The organism is Salinicoccus sediminis (genome assembly GCF_000986795.1).
Taxonomy (GTDB): Bacteria; Bacillota; Bacilli; order Staphylococcales; family Salinicoccaceae; genus Salinicoccus; species Salinicoccus sediminis.
Genome location: NZ_LAYZ01000025.1, coordinates 194398 through 213096, shown reverse-complemented (window position 1 = coordinate 213096; position 18699 = coordinate 194398). Strand labels below are relative to the sequence as shown.

The window sequence follows — 18699 nt, the reverse complement described above, 5'->3', positions numbered from 1 at the left end:
ACTCCTTTCAAAAATGGATGTTCCCATTACGGAAATGATGAAAAACAGCATATTTTTACTGCTTGCCATTATAATGAGACATTTATTTAAAATATATCCCTATTTTGCGTGTTAAAAACATAAATGAGGGGAAAGATGCATGTATGTATCAAAATGGAGGGTGATGTATGAATCACAGAGCATATGTTTTCACCTGATTTGATGGACAACAGGAAAACGAGGAATATTCAGGAAAAAATTTGTCGATTTATTTCATAAAATATTACGATTAAGTAAAAATTGTATGAACTTTGATGTTAACGAATTATTAGACACGATATTTTTGTTACAGTAGGACAATACATGAACTATGGATCTTATTATATTTGTATGTATTTTACTTAACTTGGAGTGATTGGGATGAAAGGAAAGAAAGTTTCATTGCAAAAAAAATGGTTCACTCTTCTCCCTGTTCTTTTGGCAATACTGATGACAGGATGCGATAAAATGGCTGTGCTTGACCCTGTGGGCCCTGCAGGCGAAAGCCAGAAGAACCTGATATTGTATGCTGTCATTTTTATGCTGGGAATCATTGTGGTGGTATTTACCATTTTTGCGATTGTGGTTTTCAAATACAGGGCAAACAACCCGAACCGGAAACCGGAGGATTACAGGCCGGACCATCATGGTAATGTGAAGCTCGAAGTCGTCTGGTTCGTAATTCCTGTACTGATTGTCACTGCACTGTCCATTCCGACGGTTACGACGCTGTACGACCTTGAAAAACCTCCGGAATCCAGTCAGGAAAAGGAACCGCTTGTGGTCTACGCCACTGCAGCGGACTGGAAGTGGATATTCACTTATCCTGAACAGGATATTGAGACGGTGAACTATCTTCATATCCCTACGGACAGGGCGATTGAATTCCGTCTGTCTTCCGCTGACTCCATGGCATCATTCTGGGTGCCGCAGCTCGGTGGGCAGAAATACAACATGGCGGGCATGGAAAATACTCTGTATCTGCAGGCGGATGAGGAAGGCGTCTTCAAAGGCAGAAACGCCAACTTCACCGGTGAAGGCTTCACCGGACAGACATTCAACGTTACCGCCCAATCCGAGGATGAATTCGATGACTGGGCAGCATCCGTCAGCGAGGAAGCACCGGAACTGACCCAGGATAAATATGATGAAATACTCGCTCCCGGTTTACTGGATGAGACGATGTCATTCTCTTCCACCCATCTTGAATGGGTCGACCATGGTTCAAACGAAGGCAGGGATTATTCTGTAGAGCGCCATGGGGATAAATATGACGAGGGTCTTCACCTGGAAAACAAACCTGGATGGGCTCCCGATGAAATTCAACAATAACGGAAAGAAGGTAGGCAGTGATGCAATTAGATGAATTTTTTGTTACCGGTGAGCCGCTGATCTATGCGGGTATGGTCTCTATTGTACTTGTATCGGCGACAGTAATCTTTCTGTTGACCTATTTCAAAAGATGGAAATGGCTCTGGCAGGAATGGCTGACCACGGTCGACCATAAAAAAATCGGTATCATGTATATACTCTCAGCACTCGCAATGTTATTCCGCGGCGGCGTTGATGCGCTGATGATGCGTACACAGCTCGCTTTCCCGGATATGAACTTTTTAAATTCACAGCACTATAATGAAGTCTTTACGACACACGGTACGATCATGATCATTTTCATGGCGATGCCTTTCCTGATCGGACTGATGAATATCATCGTACCGCTGCAGATCGGGGCAAGGGACTTTGCGTTTCCATTCCTGAATGCAGTCAGTTTCTGGTCCTTCTTCTTCGGTGCAATGCTGTTCAACCTGTCTTTCGTAATAGGCGGGGCGCCGGATGCCGGCTGGACGAACTATGCACCACTGGCAGGTTCGGAACTCAGTCCGGGGCCGGGCATCAACTTCTACCTGCTTGGCCTTCAATTATCAGGTATCGGTACACTGGCAACAGGCATCAACCTTATGGTAACGATACTGAGGATGAGAGCACCGGGAATGACATTGATGAAAATGCCTATTTTCACCTGGTCCACCCTCATTACGACATTCATCATCATTTTCGCTTTCCCGATCCTCACAGTCGCTCTGGCACTGATGACCATCGACAGGATATTCGGTTCACACTTCTTCACCCTGACCGGCGAGGGACTGCCGATGATGTGGGCCAACCTGTTCTGGATGTGGGGGCACCCTGAGGTGTACATCGTCATACTTCCTGCATTTGGCATATTCTCGGAAGTCATCGCATCGTTCGCCCAGAAGCAGATCTTTGGCTATAAGGCCATGGTGGGGGCAATCGTCATCATCGCCGGGCTCAGCTTCGTAGTCTGGGTGCACCACTTCTTTACGATGGGCGCAGGCGCGTTCGTGAACTCCGTGTTCTCGATAACGACCATGATGATTGCGATACCGACCGGGGTGAAGATATTCAACTGGCTGGCGACGCTCTATAAGTCCAAGATAGTATTCTCGGCACCGATGCTCTGGTCGCTTGCGTTCATCCCAAGTTTCACCATCGGCGGTGTGACCGGCGTAATGCTCGGTATGGCAGCAGCCGACTATCAGTATCACAACACATACTTCCTTGTATCCCACTTCCACTATGTGCTGATTCCGGGAACGGTATTTGCCTGCTTTGCAGGACTCATATTCTGGTATCCGAAGATGTTCGGACACAAACTCAATGAACGTATCGGTAAATGGGCTTTCTGGCTTTTCCTTATCGGCTTCCATCTCTGCTTCTTCCCTCAGTACTTCCTGGGACTTGACGGCATGGCGAGAAGGATCTTCACTGTCGGACCGGAATGGTTCACATTGAACTTCATATCGACAATGGGCGCATTCTTGATGGGACTCGGTTTCATCGTATTTGTTCACTGTGTCATCTACAGTTTCCGCTTCAGTCCGAGGAACATCGAAGGGGATTCCTGGGGTTATGGCAGGACGCTGGAATGGGCGACGCCTACACCGATTCCAAAATACAATTTTGCCACTCTGCCCGAGATTGAAAGTCACGATGCCCTGATCGACATGAAGGAAAAAGGACAGACCACTTTCGACAGGGACAAACTTGAGCCGATTCATATGCCGAGCTACACAGGACAGCCGTTCATCATGGCGGCCATCATGTTCTTTGCAAGTTTCGCGCTGGTGTTCGAATGGATTACACTTGCAGTGATCGGTCTCGTGGGCATCATCGTCATGATGATCATCCGCTCCTTCGATTACGACGAGGGATATCATATTGAAGTGGATGAAATCATAGAAACTGAAAAGAAAGCGAGGGGGATGACCGATGAGTGAACAAAAGACGGATGATGTAGCTCTCGAGTACAGCACGCACCAGGGACAGATGAATATCGTCGGTTTCTGGATCTTCCTTGCTGCGGAGATCTCGCTGTTCTCCACACTGTTTGCAACATATGCCGTGCTGTTCGGAAGAACGGCAGGCGCGCCTGAGCCGGCGGAATTATTTGAAGCCGGCACGGTGCTGATCATGACATTCATCCTGCTTACCAGCAGTTTCACATGCGGCCTCGCCATCCATAATATGCGGGAGGGCTCGCTTAAAGGTCTCATGGTCTGGCTCGGCATCACATTGCTGCTCGGCCTCGGATTCCTCGGATTTGAAATATACGAATTCGTACATTACGCACATGAAGGTGCAACAATCGGTTCCAGTGCCTTCTGGTCAGGTTTCTTTACACTGACGGGCACGCACGGTGTCCACGTCACCCTGGGTATCGGCTGGATGATAGCGATTCTTATCCAGCTGAAACAGCGCGGACTGACTGCGGTAACAACCAGAAAAGTATTCATCGTCGGCCTGTACTGGCACTTCCTTGATGTAATCTGGATTTTCATCTTCACAAGCGTCTACATGATTGGGATGGTGGTCTAAATGGAGAAGAAACAGGATAAATATCCAATCAATCATATAATCGGCTTTGCATTGTCCATCACGCTTACCATCATTGCGGCGTGGACGGCGTTGTCATCAGACCTGCCTGTCATGTGGATCATCATTGCCATCATGGCACTGGCGGTCATCCAGGCCGGCATCCAGCTGTTCATGTTCATGCATATCACAGAACGGGGAGCCACACATGCCCCGTGGAATATGATGTTCCATGCCTTCGTCATTGCTGCAATCGTTGTGGCGGGCTCCCTCTTCACCATGTCATTCGGCTTCACGCATGATCACGGCGGCGGAGATCACGAGGATAACAGCGGCGGCGCCGAATCGCACGAAGAATCACATGACGATCATGAAGGGCATTAATGTATTGCCCGGGAAATAGTTAAGCCGCAATCCGGAAACCGGATTGCGGCTTTTGTTATCGTCTTAAATTCAGAAGTAATGCAGCGATGCTCCCTGTGACGAGCCCCCATATGATATTGGTCAGAAGCACACTGACAATTGCAAAAGGGCTGGTCAAAGGTCCCTGGAGCGACCCTGCCAAAATCGGAGACAGTACTCCGCTGATGATGACTGCAAACACTGCATACGCAACACCTGCGGCGACCAGCGTGAGTACAGGTTGTGTTTCTTTGCGTATGACGGTTGCGGCAACCCAGAGTATTGATATGATGGCTGTCGCCGTAATGCTTGCAACAGGCTTTCCAATGGCTTCCGAAATACCCGTTATGCTCATGAATGGCCTGACGAGCGCAATCAGCGCAAGTGTCAGGATCAATCCGGGGTTCAGGTGCTTTGTATTAGTGGCCATAGTCTATTCCTCTTTTCCTGATTATTGACTATGACCAATCTACCGTATGAAAATTATCAAACTCTAAAATGAATATTAAATAATTCTTAAATGTCTTCATAAAATCCCGGACCACAATGATCCGGGGTTTCCTTTATTTCTTCATCTCATCCAGTTTTTCCAGAATGTCTTCCGTGCCGGTGCCCACACTGCTTTCGACCCCTGCCAGAAAACTTCCTTCCACGAGTGGTGCCTTGGATATGTGGACGGAGTGCGGACCGTCATACATTTCGACAGCCATTTCCAGGTTCATTAGACTGGAGCCGATATCATAGAAGCAAATCGTATCATCTCCTGTTGAACCGAGCATTTCACTGATCTGGTCGATGTTAGTACCGATTTCGCCGTCCACTCCGCCGGAAGCATGGATGGTGACATCTTTCGCCATCTGTTCCACCAGCGCCTTCGTCCCTTCGGCAATTTTGCTGCTGTGGCTTATGATAAGGATATCAGCCATTGCCAACACCCTCTCCGAGGGCATGGATGATATAGACTGCGCTTTGTGCGCCCGGGTCAACCGTGCCTTTGGATTTTTCCTTGAAATACGCGGCACGCCCCTTGGTAGCGATCATATCTTCTGTATCGTCGGCGAGCTTCTGTACATCCTCCATTTTCAAACCGCCTGTTTCACGTAAAACACCGGCGGATTTTGAAATGACGTCATACATGGTTTTCTCGCCGCCTTCGACTTTTCCTTTTTCAGCGACGGTCCCGGTGAAAATATCCAGCATTTCGGCCAGGTTGTCCGCATCAATTTCATCATTGGCAGCGTCGCTCATCTTGACAAAACTGAATCCGTACAGCGGACCGCTTGCCCCGCCAATTGAGCTCATCAACGTCATGCCGGTCTGCTTCAGTATCTCTTTTGTACTGCCTTCAGACACCTTTTCATTCACAGCATTGAAGCCGCGTTTCATGTTTACGCCATGGTCGCCGTCACCGATTTCGCGGTCGAGCGCCGTCAGTTCACTTTCCTTTTCATCGAATACTGTCTTTAAGCCATGGAGCTGTGCCAGAAGTTTTTCTGAATCCATATATATCCTTCTTCCTTAAAAGTGTTTTGATTCCGTCGGTGCATTGATTGCCTTGATCAGCTCTTCATCATCATCTGCAACCGTCAGTGAAAAGCCCTGCATATCGAGTGCGGTCATATAGTCGCCGACGAGCAGTTTGGATACTTTCCTGTTTCGCTTCTCAAGGGATTCCATCACATATTTTGTCACAATGTTGAGTTCACTGTCAGGCGTGCCGCCCATGCCGTTGATCATGAGAATGAGTGTCTCGCTGTCTGTATACTTGAATAATTCATCCAGCAGCCGGTCTGCGATTTCATTCACAGAAGCGAGTTTTTCTCGGTATATACCTTTCTCGCCGTGGATGCCGATGCCGATTTCCATCTCATCCTCACCAAGTTCGAAACCATATTCGCCGGTCGTCGGCACCATGCATGGCTGTACAGCCATCCCTACGGAATAAAGGGACTCCATCATCTTTTCGACCTTCTCTTTAATCTGATCAAGAGGGGCGTTCTGTGATGCCAGGTAGCCGGCGTACTTATGGACGAGTACCGTGCCCGCCACCCCGCGGCGTTGTTCTTCATTCTCTATGGTCACATCATCCCTGACGATGACCGACTGAACTTTATGGCCTTCTGATTCAGCCATTTCCTGCGCCATCTCGAAATTCATCACGTCACCGGCGTAATTTTTGATGACCAGCAGCACGCCGTCACCGTTATCCACGTGTCTGATCGCTGCAAGCACCTTGTCCGGTGTGGGGGAGGTGAACACTTCCCCGCACACGGCGGCATCCAGCATGCCCTCGGCCACATAGCCGGCGTGGGCGGGTTCATGCCCGCTTCCGCCGCCGGAGACGATGGCCGCCCCCTCTTTCTTTTTATCCTTCCTGACGACAACAGTACCCTCGATTACCTCCACACGTTCATCGTGAAACTTCAGACCGTCCAGCATATCCCCGAGGAAATGCTCTTTTTCATTAATGAGTTTTTTCAAAACTGTCTCCTCCTCGCCTGATTGTCATAAATGAATCCCCAACCCTGCTGGACAAGATTGGGGTGCAATTATTTCACGGCAATTATTTGAAGTATCCTTTGATCGATTTCACTTCGAGGAATTCATCGATGCCGAAATCGCCCCACTCGCGGCCGATGCCGGACTGCTTATAGCCACCGAACGGCAGGTCGGCACCGCCTTTGGCATTGTTGATTTCCACAGTGCCGGCCTCGATGGAACGCGCCACTTTTTTGAGTGTTTCAGCATCTTCCCCGAAGACGTAGCCTGCGAGGCCGTATTTTGTATCATTTGCAAGCGCAATCGCTTCATCCAGATCTTTATAGGCGATGACGGACATGACAGGGCCGAATATTTCCTCCTGGGCGATGGTCATCTTATTATCTACGTCACTGAATACGGTAGGTTTTACATAAAAGCCTTCAGTCATCCCTTCGGGTTGGCCGGCACCGCCGTGATAAAGCGTGGCGCCCTCTTCTACGCCTTTGTTGATATAGGACTGGACCGTATCATACTGTTTCCTGCTGATGAGCGGACCCATTTTGACGCCTTCCTCACGCGGATTGCCAACTTTCACATCTGCCATTTTTTCTTTTACTTTCTCCAGGAATTCGTCTTTCATGGATTCCGGAATCAGTGTCCGTGTGCCGGCTGTGCATACCTGGCCGGTGTTGTTGACGACTTTCTGCACAGCTGTGAAGGCTGCATCATCCACATTCGCATCCTCAAGAATGATCAGCGGCGACTTGCCACCGAGTTCAAGGGACACTTTTTTGAAATCGACACTTGCCTTCTCCATGATTTTCGCACCGGTTCTGCCGGAGCCGGTGAAGGACATCATGCGCACTTTGGGATGTTCGCTGAGCGGGTTGCCGACTCCTTCGCCGTCACCGTTCACGAGGTTGAAGACCCCTTTTGGAACGCCGGCCTTATCGAAGATTTCAGCCAGTATCACAGCGGCGAACGGTGTTTCCTCGGAGGGCTTCAGCACAATCGGGCTGCCTGCTGCGAATGCAGCTGCCAGCTTGAGTGAAGTCTGGTTGGTCGGGAAGTTCCACGGTGTAATCAGACCGGCAACACCAATTGCTTCCTTGACCACCAGGTTTTCACCACGCTGTTCCTCAAATTCGAAAGAATCCAGTGCATCACGTGCTGCAGCAAAGTGGTTCAGACCCATCTGATAATGGACTTTTTCAGATTTATCTATCGGAGAACCGAGTTCATCGGTAATTGCTTCTATCAGATCATCTTTGCGGTTTTCGTACTCATTGACAATTCTGTCGAGCATCTCGCGGCGTTCCTCTACAGGTGTGTTACGAAATTCTATATAAACATCATGGGCCGCATTCACAGCTTTATCCACATCGTCGGCATTCCCTTTGGCAATCCTGCCGAAAGCTTCACCTGTCGCAGGATTGATGACATCGATTGTCTTGCCGCTTGAGCTTTCCACCCATTCGCCGTTTATATATTGTCTAGTTTGATCTTTCATTCATGATTCTCCTTTATTCCGTAATATTATACTGTATCCTTAAATGCCCCCCTTTAATCACGATTGAATATAAAAATTATCACATTTGTAAAGACCGCCCGCCAGATACTGGAATCGTTGCACGATGAAGAAACCGCACCCCGTCGGGGTGCGGTTCCTGTTTCAGGCATATTCAGTTTTACTCAGTGACATGTGTGCCGCCGACTGAAACGGAGGTCACGTAACCGTCGTTGACATTGAACGTAATCTGCATGCCCTTCAGCTGATAATAATGGGTGTTGTCGCCCTGTTCCCCGTAATTAGAATGGGCCGGGTCGCCATATACGTCAAGCACTTCAGCCTCTGTGACTGCGCCCGGGTTGATCGGCATGTCTGCAAAGACTGCGCCTTCACCGACTACATGGATGTGCTGGTCATAAACAGCTGTTACTGTCGCTTCATCTCTGTGTTCTAAAAATGCCTCTTCCGTCATATCAATCTGATAGCCGTTCAGTTTGAAGTTATTGCTGGCAATTGCGTTGATGAATGTCTGATCAAGGACGAATTCGCCGTCATCGCCATAGCCCGTATAGCCGTTATAATAGTAGTATGCCCCCTCTGACTGCTGAGATGTATCTTCAGAGGCCTCGGCAACACCGGCTGCCCCTGCGAATGCGACGAGTGCAACACAGACTGTAAACAGCATCTTGACTGCCTTGCTCATCATACTCACCTCCCTCTTTTAGGTGACTCTTTACGACTGGCTGGCTATTCTATTGTTATGGTAATTTTACATCATTCAATATATGAAATCAATTGATTTATAATTTATATTTATAAGAAATTATATTTACACAAGTAAAAAAGGAGCATAGCGCTCCTTTTAAGTTGAAGATCATTTCAGGAAATCATGTGCGATTTCATTTGTCCTGGGTGCTCTTTTGAACAGATATTCACCATTCCGGACTGAGGAGAGGACATCTGCACGTTCACGTATCGCTTCATAGGCATCACCGGCGTCAAGCACGATGAAGTTGGCCGGTTTGCCGGCTTCAATGCCGTACTGCGCCTCGAGCTGCATGACTTTGGCGCCGTTTAATGTGACGAGATCGAATGCCTTGTTGATTTCATCGATATGCGTGTAATGGGCGAGATGCATGCCGTTGTCGAGAATGTTCATCATGTTGCCGTTGCCGAGCGGATACCAGTAGTCGGCGATGGAGTCCTGGGCGAATGCAACGGTGTTGCCGTTCTCAAGCAGTTCTTTCACCCGTGTGAGTCCGCGCCGCTTCGGATAGCTGTCCGTCCTCCCCTGCAGATGTGCATTCTCTGTCGGACAGGATATGAAATTGATGTTGGATTCCCTGAAGAGTCCCATCATTTTTGCGGCATAGCTGTTATCGGCCGATCCGAAGCTGCATGTATGGCTGGCTGTTGTCTTCCGGCCGTAATCCTTCTCCATTACAAGCGCATTGAGGACTTCCAGGAAGCGGCTGTTCGGGTCGTCATTCTCATCACAGTGGATATCGATCATCACGTCGTATTTGACTGCAAGATCCACAATCCGTTTCAGCGACTCCACCCCGTGTTCATAGGAAATTTCAAAATGAGGGATGCCGCCTGCCACATCAGCGCCCATTTCGAGGGCTTTTTCAAGCAGCGCTTCTGCGCCTTCGTAGCGGAAGAATCCCTCCTGGGGGAACGCGACGAGCTGCAGTGTAACGATGTCCTTCAGTTCTTCCCTGAGCTCGAGCAGTGCCTCCATGCCGGTCAATTCAGGATCTGTGATATCCACGTGCGAACGGATGTACTGTACACCATGGCTGACTTCTTTTTGTATGCCTTCCATGGCACGCTCGCGCACCATTTCCTTTGTCAGTGTCTTCTTGTTGTCACTCCACCTCTGGATCCCTTCGAATAAAGTGCCCGAAATGTTCGCGTTCCCTTCTCCGAGTCCGGAAAAAATATAATCCAGGTGAAGATGGGGATCCACATAGGGAGGCAATACAAGCCTGTTTGCGAGATCGATTACCTCATCCGCTTCCCCCAGATCTTTCCCGATTGCTTTGAAATTCCCGTTTTCCACCAGTATTTCGTCTGCTTCCCCCCGGCCGTAAATACGGGCGTTGATAAATTTCTTCATACATTCTCCTCCTTGATTCATACACTCTAATATTAAGAAAGGCCGGCCGCCAAATCAAGGACTCCGAAAGGGCTGGCTATTGAGAAGAGATCTGATTTCCCGGGGAAGATTCACTTTGCCGCAGGCATTGCCGAATTTTTTTGGAGAATATCCACGGGTGCCAGTGCCTCGATTGTCTGGTGACGCAGTTTTTTATCATTGGTGGGGAGATGGAACATCAGTTCATCTATCCCGTCATTTTCTATATACCATTCAAGTTTCTGAAGCACCTCTTCCTTTGTGCCGATGATGATATCCGCCTCCACCCTTTTTGCTGTCACAGGCTCCTCTGAGGATGCGATTGCACTCAAGGCCCGCGCTTCACCTTTGACCCTCAGTATTCTTCCGCTGTCATGCTGCAGTTCATACAGAACGTTCTCTTCCTTCAGCCGCGTTTGGACCTCTTTATCGTCAGTGACGACGACGGACAGTGCTGCAATGAAGCTGCCTTTATCGTTGTTTTTCCTGTAAGCACTGATGCTGTCTTCAAGCTTATTTCGGTCATTGCTGATGAAATGTGCGTAAATGAAATTGACATTTTCACGGGCGGCGAAGTGGGCGGAACCAGGGCTGGAGCCAAGAAGGAAGATTTCCGGCGGATTTGAACTGTCTGGAGAAGTTTTCAGATCTTTGAATTCACCCGTCTGTGTCTGGTTCACAAACCCGGTCAGCGCCCTGAATTTCTCATCAAAGGATGGTCCATTCTCCGCAAGTTCGGATTGCAGAGCAGCCGTGGACAGACCGAGACCTCCCGGTGCCTTGCCGATACCGAGGTCCACCCTCCCGGGCGCCAGATGACTCATAAGATGGAACTGTTCCGCCACTTTGAAGGGGTTGTAATGCTGGAGCATCACACCGCCTGAGCCGATATTGATCCGCTCCGTATAAGCCAGCAGATGGGAAATCATGATTTCGGGTGCCGTACCGGCAAGCGGTTCGTTGTGATGCTCTGAGACATAATAGCGTCTGTAGCCCCTCTCATCGGCCTTTTGTGCAAGTTCGATTGTATCATTGAGGGAGGAAGAAACATCCCCGCCTTCAAGAACAGGACTCTGATTTAATATGCCGAACTCCATGACACCACTCCTATGTATAAGATTTTTCTGAATATATGAGTGATTGTATAACTGCGGCCAATTCCGGTCAATCATTCCGACTTACATACTAGGTATTAATTTCTGCAAAGTTCATATTTAGCAGAAGGCAGAGATGAAGAAATGTGATATCATGATTTCCGGGGATAGAGTCCCCCTAAAACAGACAAATGACGAAGCAATACATAAAGGAAGACGGTGCATTCCATGGCAAAGCTCTATTACAGATACGGCACGATGCAGAGTAACAAAAGCAATCAGATCATAACGACACACCATCAGTATACGACGCAGGGAAAGCAGTGCCTTGCATATTCGACACCCATTGATACGCGGAGCGGCTTCAAAAAGATCAGATCCAGAGTCGGACTTGAACTGGTCTGTGAATATATACATGAACATATCTATGATGAGGTAAGGGAAATCAATGAAACTGCAAGAGTTCATGCCGTTGTTGTGGATGAAGCCCAGTTTCTGTCGAGGAAGGATATCCATAATCTGAGTGATATTGCGGACTACCTGGATATTCCGGTCATCTGCTTTGGCCTCAAGACCGACTTCCGGGGGGAACTTTTTGAAGGCAGCAAAGTGCTGCTGGAGCTATCGGATGCAATCGACGAGCTGAAGACGATATGCCAGTTCTGCAACAAGAAGGCAACGATGAATATGCGCATGCTGGACGGGGAACCGATCAACGTCGGTGAAACGATACAGATGGGTGATGAGGAATATGTGCCTGTGTGCCGGAAATGCTACAAAGCCCGGCTCGAACTCGTAAAATAATAGTTGAATGATAGAAGCCTTCGAACGGTTAAAGAAAACACTCCATTCTTTAACCGTTTTTTAATTTTTCATTAACCCTCTTTTAGCTGCCGCTTCCTATAATGAAATTAACAAATAACACAGGAGGCGTTACAAATGATGAACAAGAAATATTTACTGGCAGGCGGTATCGCATCAGCACTACTATTGGGAGCATGTTCAAGCGTCAGTGCGGATACGGATCTGGACTGGGAAGCAGACGGCAAAGAGGGGACGGCTGAAGTAACCTCCGAGCAAGTGGAGACGGACAAGGTGAAGCAGAATGCGCAGAAGGCAGTGGAAGAGGCGAAAAAGAACTTTGACGGCAAAGTCACAGATGTCGAACTGGATGAAGACGACGGTATACATTACTACGAAATCGAGATGAAAAACGGCAAAAAAGAATATGAAGTGGACATCAATGCAGAAACACTGGAAATTCTTGAAGAAGATTTCGACCGCGATGATGACGGAGAAGGCGCTGAAGGACGTGAAGACGACGATGATGACGCAGAGGAACGCGAAGAAGATGACAGAGACGACGCTGAAGAACGCGAAGAAGATGCTGAAGGTCGTGACGATGACGACAAAAATGATCAGGACGGAGCAGACAGCGGCATGATCTCCTCTGAAGAAGCGGTCCGGATCGCAGAAGAAGAAACGGGCGGAGAGGCCGTCGAATGGGACTTCGACGATGACGATGCTGAATATGAAGTGGAACTGGAAGCGGACGGCAAAGAGGTCGAAGTTGAACTGGATGCGAAAACCGGGGAGATCATTGACACAGATGACTAGTACCCGCTCTGAACTTTGAATCCGGGAGTCATGCTCCCGGTTTTTTTAATTGAATTTTAATAATTCTCTAACGAAGTTCCATATTCCCGTCATGCTATAATCGGTGTAATAGTATTCATAAACACAGTGACTGTCATAAGGAGAATCACATATGGATAAGATACTGATAGTTGAAGATGATGAGAAGATTGCACGCGTCATCCAGCTGGAGCTGGAGTTTGAAGAGTATGAAGTGGCGATTGCCTACACGGGAAAGGAAGCGCTGGAGCGTTATGAGAGCGATGCATTCGATCTGATACTGCTTGATGTCATGATTCCGGAACTGAATGGCCTGGAGGTGCTGCGCAGGGTAAGACAGAAGGATGAGGATACGAGAGTCATAATGCTTACGGCAAGAGATGCTGTAATGGATAAAGTCAGCGGCCTGGATTCCGGCGCCAACGACTATATGACGAAGCCGTTTGAGATCGAAGAGCTGCTTGCCCGCATACGCACGCAGTTGAAACAGAAGTCTGCGGTTTCGGAACCGGTCCCGGAAGATATTGGGTACCGTCATCTCAGAATTGTTCCGATGGCGCGGGAAGTTTATATCGGTGAGGAACTGGTCTATCTGACCCAGAAGGAATATGATCTGCTGTATTTCCTGATCGAGCATAAAAATCAGGCACTCTCACGGGAACAGATCATTGAAGCGGTATGGGGCTTTGATTATTACGGAGATACGAATACCGTTGATGTCTATGTAAGATACATCCGTAAAAAGCTCGACCGTGACAAACCATCCATTATCGCGAGTGTCAGGGGTATTGGATATATGATGAAGGACTGACAGGATGAAACTAGGGACGAAAATACAATTATATACAACGGTCATGACGGTCATTGTCGTCATACTGATCAATCTGTTCGTTTATTATTCCTATAAGAATTTTTCGTTGAATGCGGAAATGGACCAGCTCGAAAACCGCGGGGCGAATATCATGGAGGAACTCCAGAAAGCCAATGCAAATAATGTCAGCAGTGAAGCGGTACTGCAGGCTTTCCTGCTGTCGGACGGTTATGTCAGGGTCATCGACAGTGAAGAGGACCCCGTGGTCCGTATCGCAACCGAGACTGAATATGCAGGTCTGGATGAACCTTACAGCACAAGTCAGTATAAAAAATCCATATCCCATGAAGGTATGGAGTTTGTGATGGTTTCCCTGCCTGTAATATGGGATGACGGACAGGTTTACAGCCTTCAGATCTATGAAAATGTATATTTTCTCTATGATACATTCGAAGTGCTGAAATGGATTCTGGTGGTCTCGACACTCATCATACTGGCCGTGATTTTCCTGCTGAACCGGGTCATTACCAATGCCATCCTGAAACCGGTCAACAAGTTGATCGACAAGATGAAAAAGACCGATGATACAAGTAAATATACGATGATCGATATAAACCAAAAAGACACGAAAGAGCTCAGGGAACTGTCCGAAGCGTTCAATGAAATGATGATGGACCTGAAAACGCATGACGAGAACCAGCAGGCATTCATCATGAATGCCTCCCATGAACTGAAGACGCCGATCACCGTCATCAGTTCGTACAGCCAGATGCTCAAACGCTTCGGCAAAACGCGTGAGGACGTATTGGATGAGAGCATCCATGCCATCAGCGATGAAACAGAAAGGATGAAATATCTGACGGAGCAGCTTCTCAGTTTTGCGAAGGTGAACCGGGAGGATGAGACGTTTCAAGTGGAGCCGATCCGTATCGTGAAGCTGATCAAAAACGTGACGGCACGTCTTGAAACCGTATATGACAGACAGATAGAACTCGCCTTTTATAATGGAGAGGTGCTGGGACTCGTGGATGTGGACACATTCGATCAGCTGTTAAAGATATTCCTGGATAACGCCTACAAATACAGTTCGGACAGTATATCCGTCAATATCCGGGAACTGGAAAATAACGTCGAAGTAACGATAGCGGACAAAGGCATCGGCATACCGGAAGAGGATATCGGTCATATATTTACAAGATTTTACCGTGTGGACAAGGCACGGGCACGGAAAACGGGCGGCTCCGGTCTCGGTCTGTCCATTGCACAGGAGCTGGCAAATTTAAATGATATCAGCATTGATGTTACAAGCCGGGTGAATGTGGGAACGACATTCAAATTGACGATTAAAAAGGTGAAGAAAAATGAAGAGACTGAATAAGCTGCTGATAGCGGCTGCCGCTGTCATTGCAGGCATAGCGATCGGCATTCTGCTGATAAGCCGTTCAGGCGGTGATAACATCGGTGAAGAAGAAGTGCGTGCTATGGTCACGGACCGTTACGGCGGGGAAATCGAAAACATTTCACATACTGAAGACGGACAATCCTATATTGTAACTCTGGCGAATGAGGAATACCGGTATGAGATTACAGTAAGCCGTGAAGATGCAGGCATCGAGGATATCATAACTGAAAAAAATGAAGACCGGAGTAGTGATACGGCATCCGGCAGCGGAGAAGAAACTTCGGAGGAGACCTCTGAAGAAAAGTCTTCTGAAGAAAAAACAGATGTGGAAAAAGACAGCGGGCAGCAAGAGAAAGAAAAGACAGACACACTGATCACGGAAGATGAGGCGAAAAACATTGCCTCTGGTGAAGTGGGCGGGCAATTCGTTCATCTGACGCTGAATCAGGAAACGCATCCGCAGCAGTATCAGATCATCCAGCTGGTCGAGGATGATGATGAAGGTGCGCTTGTGACGGTGGATGCAATAGACGGGGAAGCGATGAACATTTTATGGTTTCAGGCAGATTTCAATGAAATCGCTGATATTGAAGCATTTGCCCGCCAGCTCCAGGAGTACAGCACCCAGTATCAGAACAACTATTATATAGAATTTGATGATGACAGCGGAGATGATGGCTCCGGAGAGAGTTATGACGAAGACGACGAAAACGACAATGACGATGATTAGAATCTTATGAGGACCCGGTTTGCGAAATTCATACTTTCGGCCGGGTATTTTTTATCTTTGGAGGGTCCGGAAAGTAACCGGATATGATATTATAAATGATACTGACTATCAATTGGGAACAGTAATGGAAGGTGGTTGTGGTTTGATTGACATTAAAGCGGCAACAAAATCTTTTGCCGGTAAAAATGGAGATTTTAAAGCGGTCGACAGCATTACACTGTCGATACAGAACAAGGAAATATTCGGTATAATCGGCGAAAGTGGTGCCGGGAAGTCAACGTTGATGCGGTTCATCAACGCGCTTGAAACGCCAGATTCGGGGCAGGTGACGGTAGACGGTACAGATGTCGTTACGCTCGGTAAGAAAGCCCTGCGGCAGCACCAGAAGGATATCAGCATGGTCTTCCAGCATTTCAATCTGCTGAGTAACAAGACAGTCAAGGCCAATATCAGGCTGCCTCTCACACTCCACAAGTATAAAACACCCCTGTCAGTCGATGAGGTGATCGAATTTGTCGGCCTGGACGATAAGCGGGACAGCTACCCGGCGGAATTGTCCGGGGGACAAAAACAGCGCGTGGGAATCGCAAGGGCTCTGGTGACGAGGCCGAAAATACTGCTATGTGACGAACCCACTTCAGCCCTCGATGAAAATACGACCGATGAGATTGTGGATGTTCTGAGGCGGGCACAGGAGGAGTTTGACATGACGGTGGTCATCGTAACGCACGAACTTGGTGTGATTAAGCAGCTGTGCCGGCGGGCAGCGGTAATGGAGCGCGGAAGATTGATTGACACCATTGAAGTGAACCGTTCGGTGAGGGGACGTCCGGAACTGTCATATCATGAACGTGTACTGGAAGTGCTGCAGGATGCCTGAAGCATTGCAAGTCTACATACAACGCGTCATCGAATACGCCCCCCGTCTTGGCGAAAGCCTGTACGAGACAGGGATAATGATGATATTCGCCATGGTTGCTGCAATCCTGCTCGGCCTGCCTCTCGGCACCCTGCTCTATCTCGCATCCAAAGGCAAGCCGCTTGAAAATAAATTCCTGTATCAGGTTGCGAACATCTTCGTCAATATCGTCCGTTCATTCCCGTTCCTGCTGCTTGTAGTGGTCATGCAGCCCCTCATCCGCTATTTTTACGGACGCGCTACAGGCGATCCCGTCGCCGCATCATTCCCGATGATGCTCATCGCGATTGCATTATATGCAAGATTCGTGGAACAGTCCCTTCATGATATTCCGAAAGGGGTGCTTGAAACAGCAAGATCCATGGGCGTGACGACGCCGCAGCTGGTCTGGAAATTCCTGTACGTGGAGGCGAGGAGTTCCCTTATCATCGGTTTTACCACTGCATTCGTCAGTTTCATATCCTACTCCACCATCATGGGTGTAGTCGGCGGCGGCGGTATCGGTGATTTTGCCATACGCTACGGCTACCAGCGTTATGAAACGGATATCATGTATAGCGCTATCGCTGTCATCATCGTATTTGTAATCATTGCCCAGTGGCTCGGACTGAAACTCGCAGCCAGGCTGGATAAAAGATAAATCAAATTTAAAGAGGAGAATCATATATGTTGAAAAAAGGGTTGTTTTTCACAGGAGTTGCACTATTGCTGGGAGGATGCGGCGGAGGCGGAGAAGAGAATGCCTCTGAAGAGGACAATGTCGTCAAAGTCGCTTCACACCTTCCGCCGATGACGGATGTTGTTGAGATTGCAGGTGATGCGATCGAGGAGCCTTACGAGATTGAACTTGTTGAAGTATCCGACAACATTCAATACAATGAGGCACTTCTGAATGAAGAGGTGGATGCAAGTTTTGCCCAGCACGAACCTTTCATGGAAGTGTTCAATAATGAAAAAGACGGGAACCTTGTTGCACTGCAGCCAATCTATAATGCGATTGTAGGCTATTACTCACCGGTATATGATTCCATCGAGGATATCGAGGACGGTGCCGAGGTGGCGATCCCGGCGGATGCAACGAATGAGGCGCGTGCACTGATGATACTTGAACAGCATGATCTGATCACCCTGTCTGCGGATGTCAGCCATGAGGCGACGGTGGATGATATTGAAGAGAATCCACATAATCTTGAATTCACACATATCGACCTGCTTAACCTGACGGGCGCATATGAAGACGGGGTTGAGCTTGTGTTCAACTACCCTACTTATATAGAAAGTGTCGGACTGACGCCGGATGATGCCTTATTCCTTGAGGAGGATGAGGATAATACATTCGCAATACAGCTTGTAGCCCGTGAAGATAATCAGGACAGCGAAGCGGTGCAGGCAGCGAAAGAAGCATTCACATCGCAGGAAGTCCATGACTTCCTTTCCGGGCTTGAAGAGGACGGGCATTTGGAACCTGCATTCGAAATTGAATAAGAGTGAATGATGGCCGGGGATGAAAATCTCCGGCCTTTTGTTATGTCATGACGTTTTTTCATTGTCATTTTGAGCTGTTTTATTTGATATAAAATTTCATATTTACGAATTTTTTGTATTTTTGCTGTATTTATAAGTTGAACTTTGGTATTGTTGTTTACATTGATGGCGAAAGCTT

At 48.1% G+C, this 18699-nt stretch carries 21 protein-coding genes; 12 read left to right on the top strand and 9 right to left on the bottom strand.

The annotated features are described in order from the left end of the window. Positions 1–399: 399 nt before the first annotated feature. Genes qoxA through qoxD form a run of 4 tightly spaced genes read left to right on the top strand, consistent with a single transcriptional unit; the run spans position 400 to position 4296 of the window. Positions 400–1350, top strand: a complete 951-nt coding sequence (qoxA, locus tag WN59_RS12390; RefSeq protein WP_046517797.1) for a cytochrome aa3 quinol oxidase subunit II — start codon at positions 400–402, stop codon at positions 1348–1350. Positions 1351–1370: 20 nt separating this feature from the next. Beyond that, a complete protein-coding gene (gene qoxB, locus WN59_RS12385) occupies positions 1371–3317 on the top strand; it encodes a cytochrome aa3 quinol oxidase subunit I (RefSeq protein WP_046517795.1) in 1947 nt (648 codons plus the stop codon). After that, positions 3310–3915 (top strand): cytochrome aa3 quinol oxidase subunit III, encoded by a 606-nt coding sequence (qoxC, locus tag WN59_RS12380; RefSeq protein ID WP_046517793.1) that lies wholly within the window; start codon positions 3310–3312, stop codon positions 3913–3915. The genes qoxB and qoxC overlap by 8 nt, the downstream gene beginning before the upstream one ends. Further along, on the top strand, positions 3916–4296 hold the full coding sequence (gene qoxD, locus WN59_RS12375) for a cytochrome aa3 quinol oxidase subunit IV (protein ID WP_046517791.1): 381 nt from the start codon (positions 3916–3918) through the stop codon (positions 4294–4296). A gap of 55 nt (positions 4297–4351) precedes the next feature. Here qoxD and WN59_RS12370 read toward each other — a convergent pair whose 3' ends face one another. The 8 genes from WN59_RS12370 to WN59_RS12335 form a co-directional block, all read right to left on the bottom strand. Further along, the gene (locus WN59_RS12370; protein WP_046517790.1) at positions 4352–4744 is read right to left on the bottom strand and encodes a hypothetical protein; all 393 of its coding nucleotides are present in this window, start codon (positions 4742–4744) and stop codon (positions 4352–4354) included. A gap of 133 nt (positions 4745–4877) precedes the next feature. Beyond that, positions 4878–5240: a dihydroxyacetone kinase phosphoryl donor subunit DhaM gene (gene dhaM / locus WN59_RS12365; RefSeq protein ID WP_046517788.1), complete on the bottom strand. Its 363-nt coding sequence runs from the start codon at positions 5238–5240 to the stop codon at positions 4878–4880. Next, a complete protein-coding gene (gene dhaL / locus WN59_RS12360; RefSeq protein WP_046517786.1) occupies positions 5233–5817 on the bottom strand; it encodes a dihydroxyacetone kinase subunit DhaL in 585 nt (194 codons plus the stop codon). Before dhaL ends, dhaM begins: the two co-directional genes overlap by 8 nt. 15 nt (positions 5818–5832) lie before the next feature. Then, positions 5833–6795, bottom strand: coding sequence for a dihydroxyacetone kinase subunit DhaK (gene dhaK / locus WN59_RS12355; RefSeq protein ID WP_046517785.1), 963 nt, complete (start codon positions 6793–6795; stop codon positions 5833–5835). Between the two features lie 82 nt (positions 6796–6877). Then, positions 6878–8305: an aldehyde dehydrogenase family protein gene (locus WN59_RS12350; RefSeq protein ID WP_046517784.1), complete on the bottom strand. Its 1428-nt coding sequence runs from the start codon at positions 8303–8305 to the stop codon at positions 6878–6880. A 178-nt stretch (positions 8306–8483) separates the two neighbouring features. Then, entirely contained in the window at positions 8484–9008 is a 525-nt protein-coding gene (gene isaB / locus WN59_RS12345) for an immunodominant staphylococcal antigen IsaB family protein (RefSeq protein WP_046517782.1), read from the bottom strand. A gap of 171 nt (positions 9009–9179) precedes the next feature. Next, entirely contained in the window at positions 9180–10427 is a 1248-nt protein-coding gene (locus WN59_RS12340; protein WP_046517781.1) for an amidohydrolase family protein, read from the bottom strand. Positions 10428–10537: 110 nt separating this feature from the next. Next, complete coding sequence (locus tag WN59_RS12335) at positions 10538–11542, bottom strand: MsnO8 family LLM class oxidoreductase (RefSeq protein ID WP_046517779.1); 1005 nt, start codon at positions 11540–11542, stop codon at positions 10538–10540. Between the two features lie 225 nt (positions 11543–11767). Here WN59_RS12335 and WN59_RS12330 point away from each other — a divergent pair, with 225 nt between their 5' ends. The 8 genes from WN59_RS12330 (at position 11768) to WN59_RS12295 (ending at position 18521) form a co-directional block, all read left to right on the top strand. After that, entirely contained in the window at positions 11768–12343 is a 576-nt protein-coding gene (locus WN59_RS12330) for a thymidine kinase (RefSeq protein ID WP_046517777.1), read from the top strand. Positions 12344–12478: 135 nt separating this feature from the next. Then, positions 12479–13156: a PepSY domain-containing protein gene (locus WN59_RS12325; RefSeq protein ID WP_046517776.1), complete on the top strand. Its 678-nt coding sequence runs from the start codon at positions 12479–12481 to the stop codon at positions 13154–13156. Between the two features lie 151 nt (positions 13157–13307). Next, the gene (locus tag WN59_RS12320) at positions 13308–13985 is read left to right on the top strand and encodes a response regulator transcription factor (protein WP_046517774.1); all 678 of its coding nucleotides are present in this window, start codon (positions 13308–13310) and stop codon (positions 13983–13985) included. Between the two features lie 4 nt (positions 13986–13989). Next, on the top strand, positions 13990–15363 hold the full coding sequence (locus WN59_RS12315; RefSeq protein ID WP_046517773.1) for a sensor histidine kinase: 1374 nt from the start codon (positions 13990–13992) through the stop codon (positions 15361–15363). Further along, positions 15347–16117, top strand: a complete 771-nt coding sequence (locus tag WN59_RS12310; RefSeq protein WP_046517771.1) for a hypothetical protein — start codon at positions 15347–15349, stop codon at positions 16115–16117. Before WN59_RS12315 ends, WN59_RS12310 begins: the two co-directional genes overlap by 17 nt. 142 nt (positions 16118–16259) lie before the next feature. Further along, positions 16260–16997 (top strand): methionine ABC transporter ATP-binding protein, encoded by a 738-nt coding sequence (locus WN59_RS12305; protein ID WP_046517769.1) that lies wholly within the window; start codon positions 16260–16262, stop codon positions 16995–16997. Next, complete coding sequence (locus tag WN59_RS12300) at positions 16990–17676, top strand: methionine ABC transporter permease (protein ID WP_046517767.1); 687 nt, start codon at positions 16990–16992, stop codon at positions 17674–17676. The genes WN59_RS12305 and WN59_RS12300 overlap by 8 nt, the downstream gene beginning before the upstream one ends. Positions 17677–17702: 26 nt before the next feature. Continuing rightward, positions 17703–18521, top strand: a complete 819-nt coding sequence (locus WN59_RS12295; RefSeq protein WP_156172443.1) for a MetQ/NlpA family ABC transporter substrate-binding protein — start codon at positions 17703–17705, stop codon at positions 18519–18521. Here WN59_RS12295 and WN59_RS13975 read toward each other — a convergent pair. Then, the gene (locus WN59_RS13975) at positions 18404–18688 is read right to left on the bottom strand and encodes an IS630 transposase-related protein (RefSeq protein ID WP_156172447.1); all 285 of its coding nucleotides are present in this window, start codon (positions 18686–18688) and stop codon (positions 18404–18406) included. The genes WN59_RS12295 and WN59_RS13975 overlap by 118 nt on opposite strands. Positions 18689–18699: the final 11 nt, after the last annotated feature.

Excerpts from the sequence above, each read along its gene's own strand:
- qoxB (WP_046517795.1), top strand. The coding sequence starts at position 1,371 with ATGCAATTAGATGAATTTTTTGTTACCGGTGAGCCGCTGATCTATGCG.
- dhaM (WP_046517788.1), bottom strand. The coding sequence starts at position 5,240 with ATGGCTGATATCCTTATCATAAGCCACAGCAGCAAAATTGCCGAAGGG.
- qoxD (WP_046517791.1), top strand. The coding sequence starts at position 3,916 with ATGGAGAAGAAACAGGATAAATATCCAATCAATCATATAATCGGCTTT.
- qoxC (WP_046517793.1), top strand. The coding sequence starts at position 3,310 with ATGAGTGAACAAAAGACGGATGATGTAGCTCTCGAGTACAGCACGCAC.
- qoxA (WP_046517797.1), top strand. The coding sequence starts at position 400 with ATGAAAGGAAAGAAAGTTTCATTGCAAAAAAAATGGTTCACTCTTCTC.
- WN59_RS12315 (WP_046517773.1), top strand. The coding sequence starts at position 13,990 with ATGAAACTAGGGACGAAAATACAATTATATACAACGGTCATGACGGTC.
- WN59_RS12300 (WP_046517767.1), top strand. The coding sequence starts at position 16,990 with ATGCCTGAAGCATTGCAAGTCTACATACAACGCGTCATCGAATACGCC.
- WN59_RS12325 (WP_046517776.1), top strand. The coding sequence starts at position 12,479 with ATGATGAACAAGAAATATTTACTGGCAGGCGGTATCGCATCAGCACTA.
- dhaL (WP_046517786.1), bottom strand. The coding sequence starts at position 5,817 with ATGGATTCAGAAAAACTTCTGGCACAGCTCCATGGCTTAAAGACAGTA.
- isaB (WP_046517782.1), bottom strand. The coding sequence starts at position 9,008 with ATGAGCAAGGCAGTCAAGATGCTGTTTACAGTCTGTGTTGCACTCGTC.
- WN59_RS12320 (WP_046517774.1), top strand. The coding sequence starts at position 13,308 with ATGGATAAGATACTGATAGTTGAAGATGATGAGAAGATTGCACGCGTC.
- WN59_RS12310 (WP_046517771.1), top strand. The coding sequence starts at position 15,347 with ATGAAGAGACTGAATAAGCTGCTGATAGCGGCTGCCGCTGTCATTGCA.
- WN59_RS12340 (WP_046517781.1), bottom strand. The coding sequence starts at position 10,427 with ATGAAGAAATTTATCAACGCCCGTATTTACGGCCGGGGGGAAGCAGAC.
- WN59_RS12330 (WP_046517777.1), top strand. The coding sequence starts at position 11,768 with ATGGCAAAGCTCTATTACAGATACGGCACGATGCAGAGTAACAAAAGC.
- WN59_RS12350 (WP_046517784.1), bottom strand. The coding sequence starts at position 8,305 with ATGAAAGATCAAACTAGACAATATATAAACGGCGAATGGGTGGAAAGC.
- WN59_RS12295 (WP_156172443.1), top strand. The coding sequence starts at position 17,703 with ATGTTGAAAAAAGGGTTGTTTTTCACAGGAGTTGCACTATTGCTGGGA.
- WN59_RS12335 (WP_046517779.1), bottom strand. The coding sequence starts at position 11,542 with ATGGAGTTCGGCATATTAAATCAGAGTCCTGTTCTTGAAGGCGGGGAT.
- WN59_RS12370 (WP_046517790.1), bottom strand. The coding sequence starts at position 4,744 with ATGGCCACTAATACAAAGCACCTGAACCCCGGATTGATCCTGACACTT.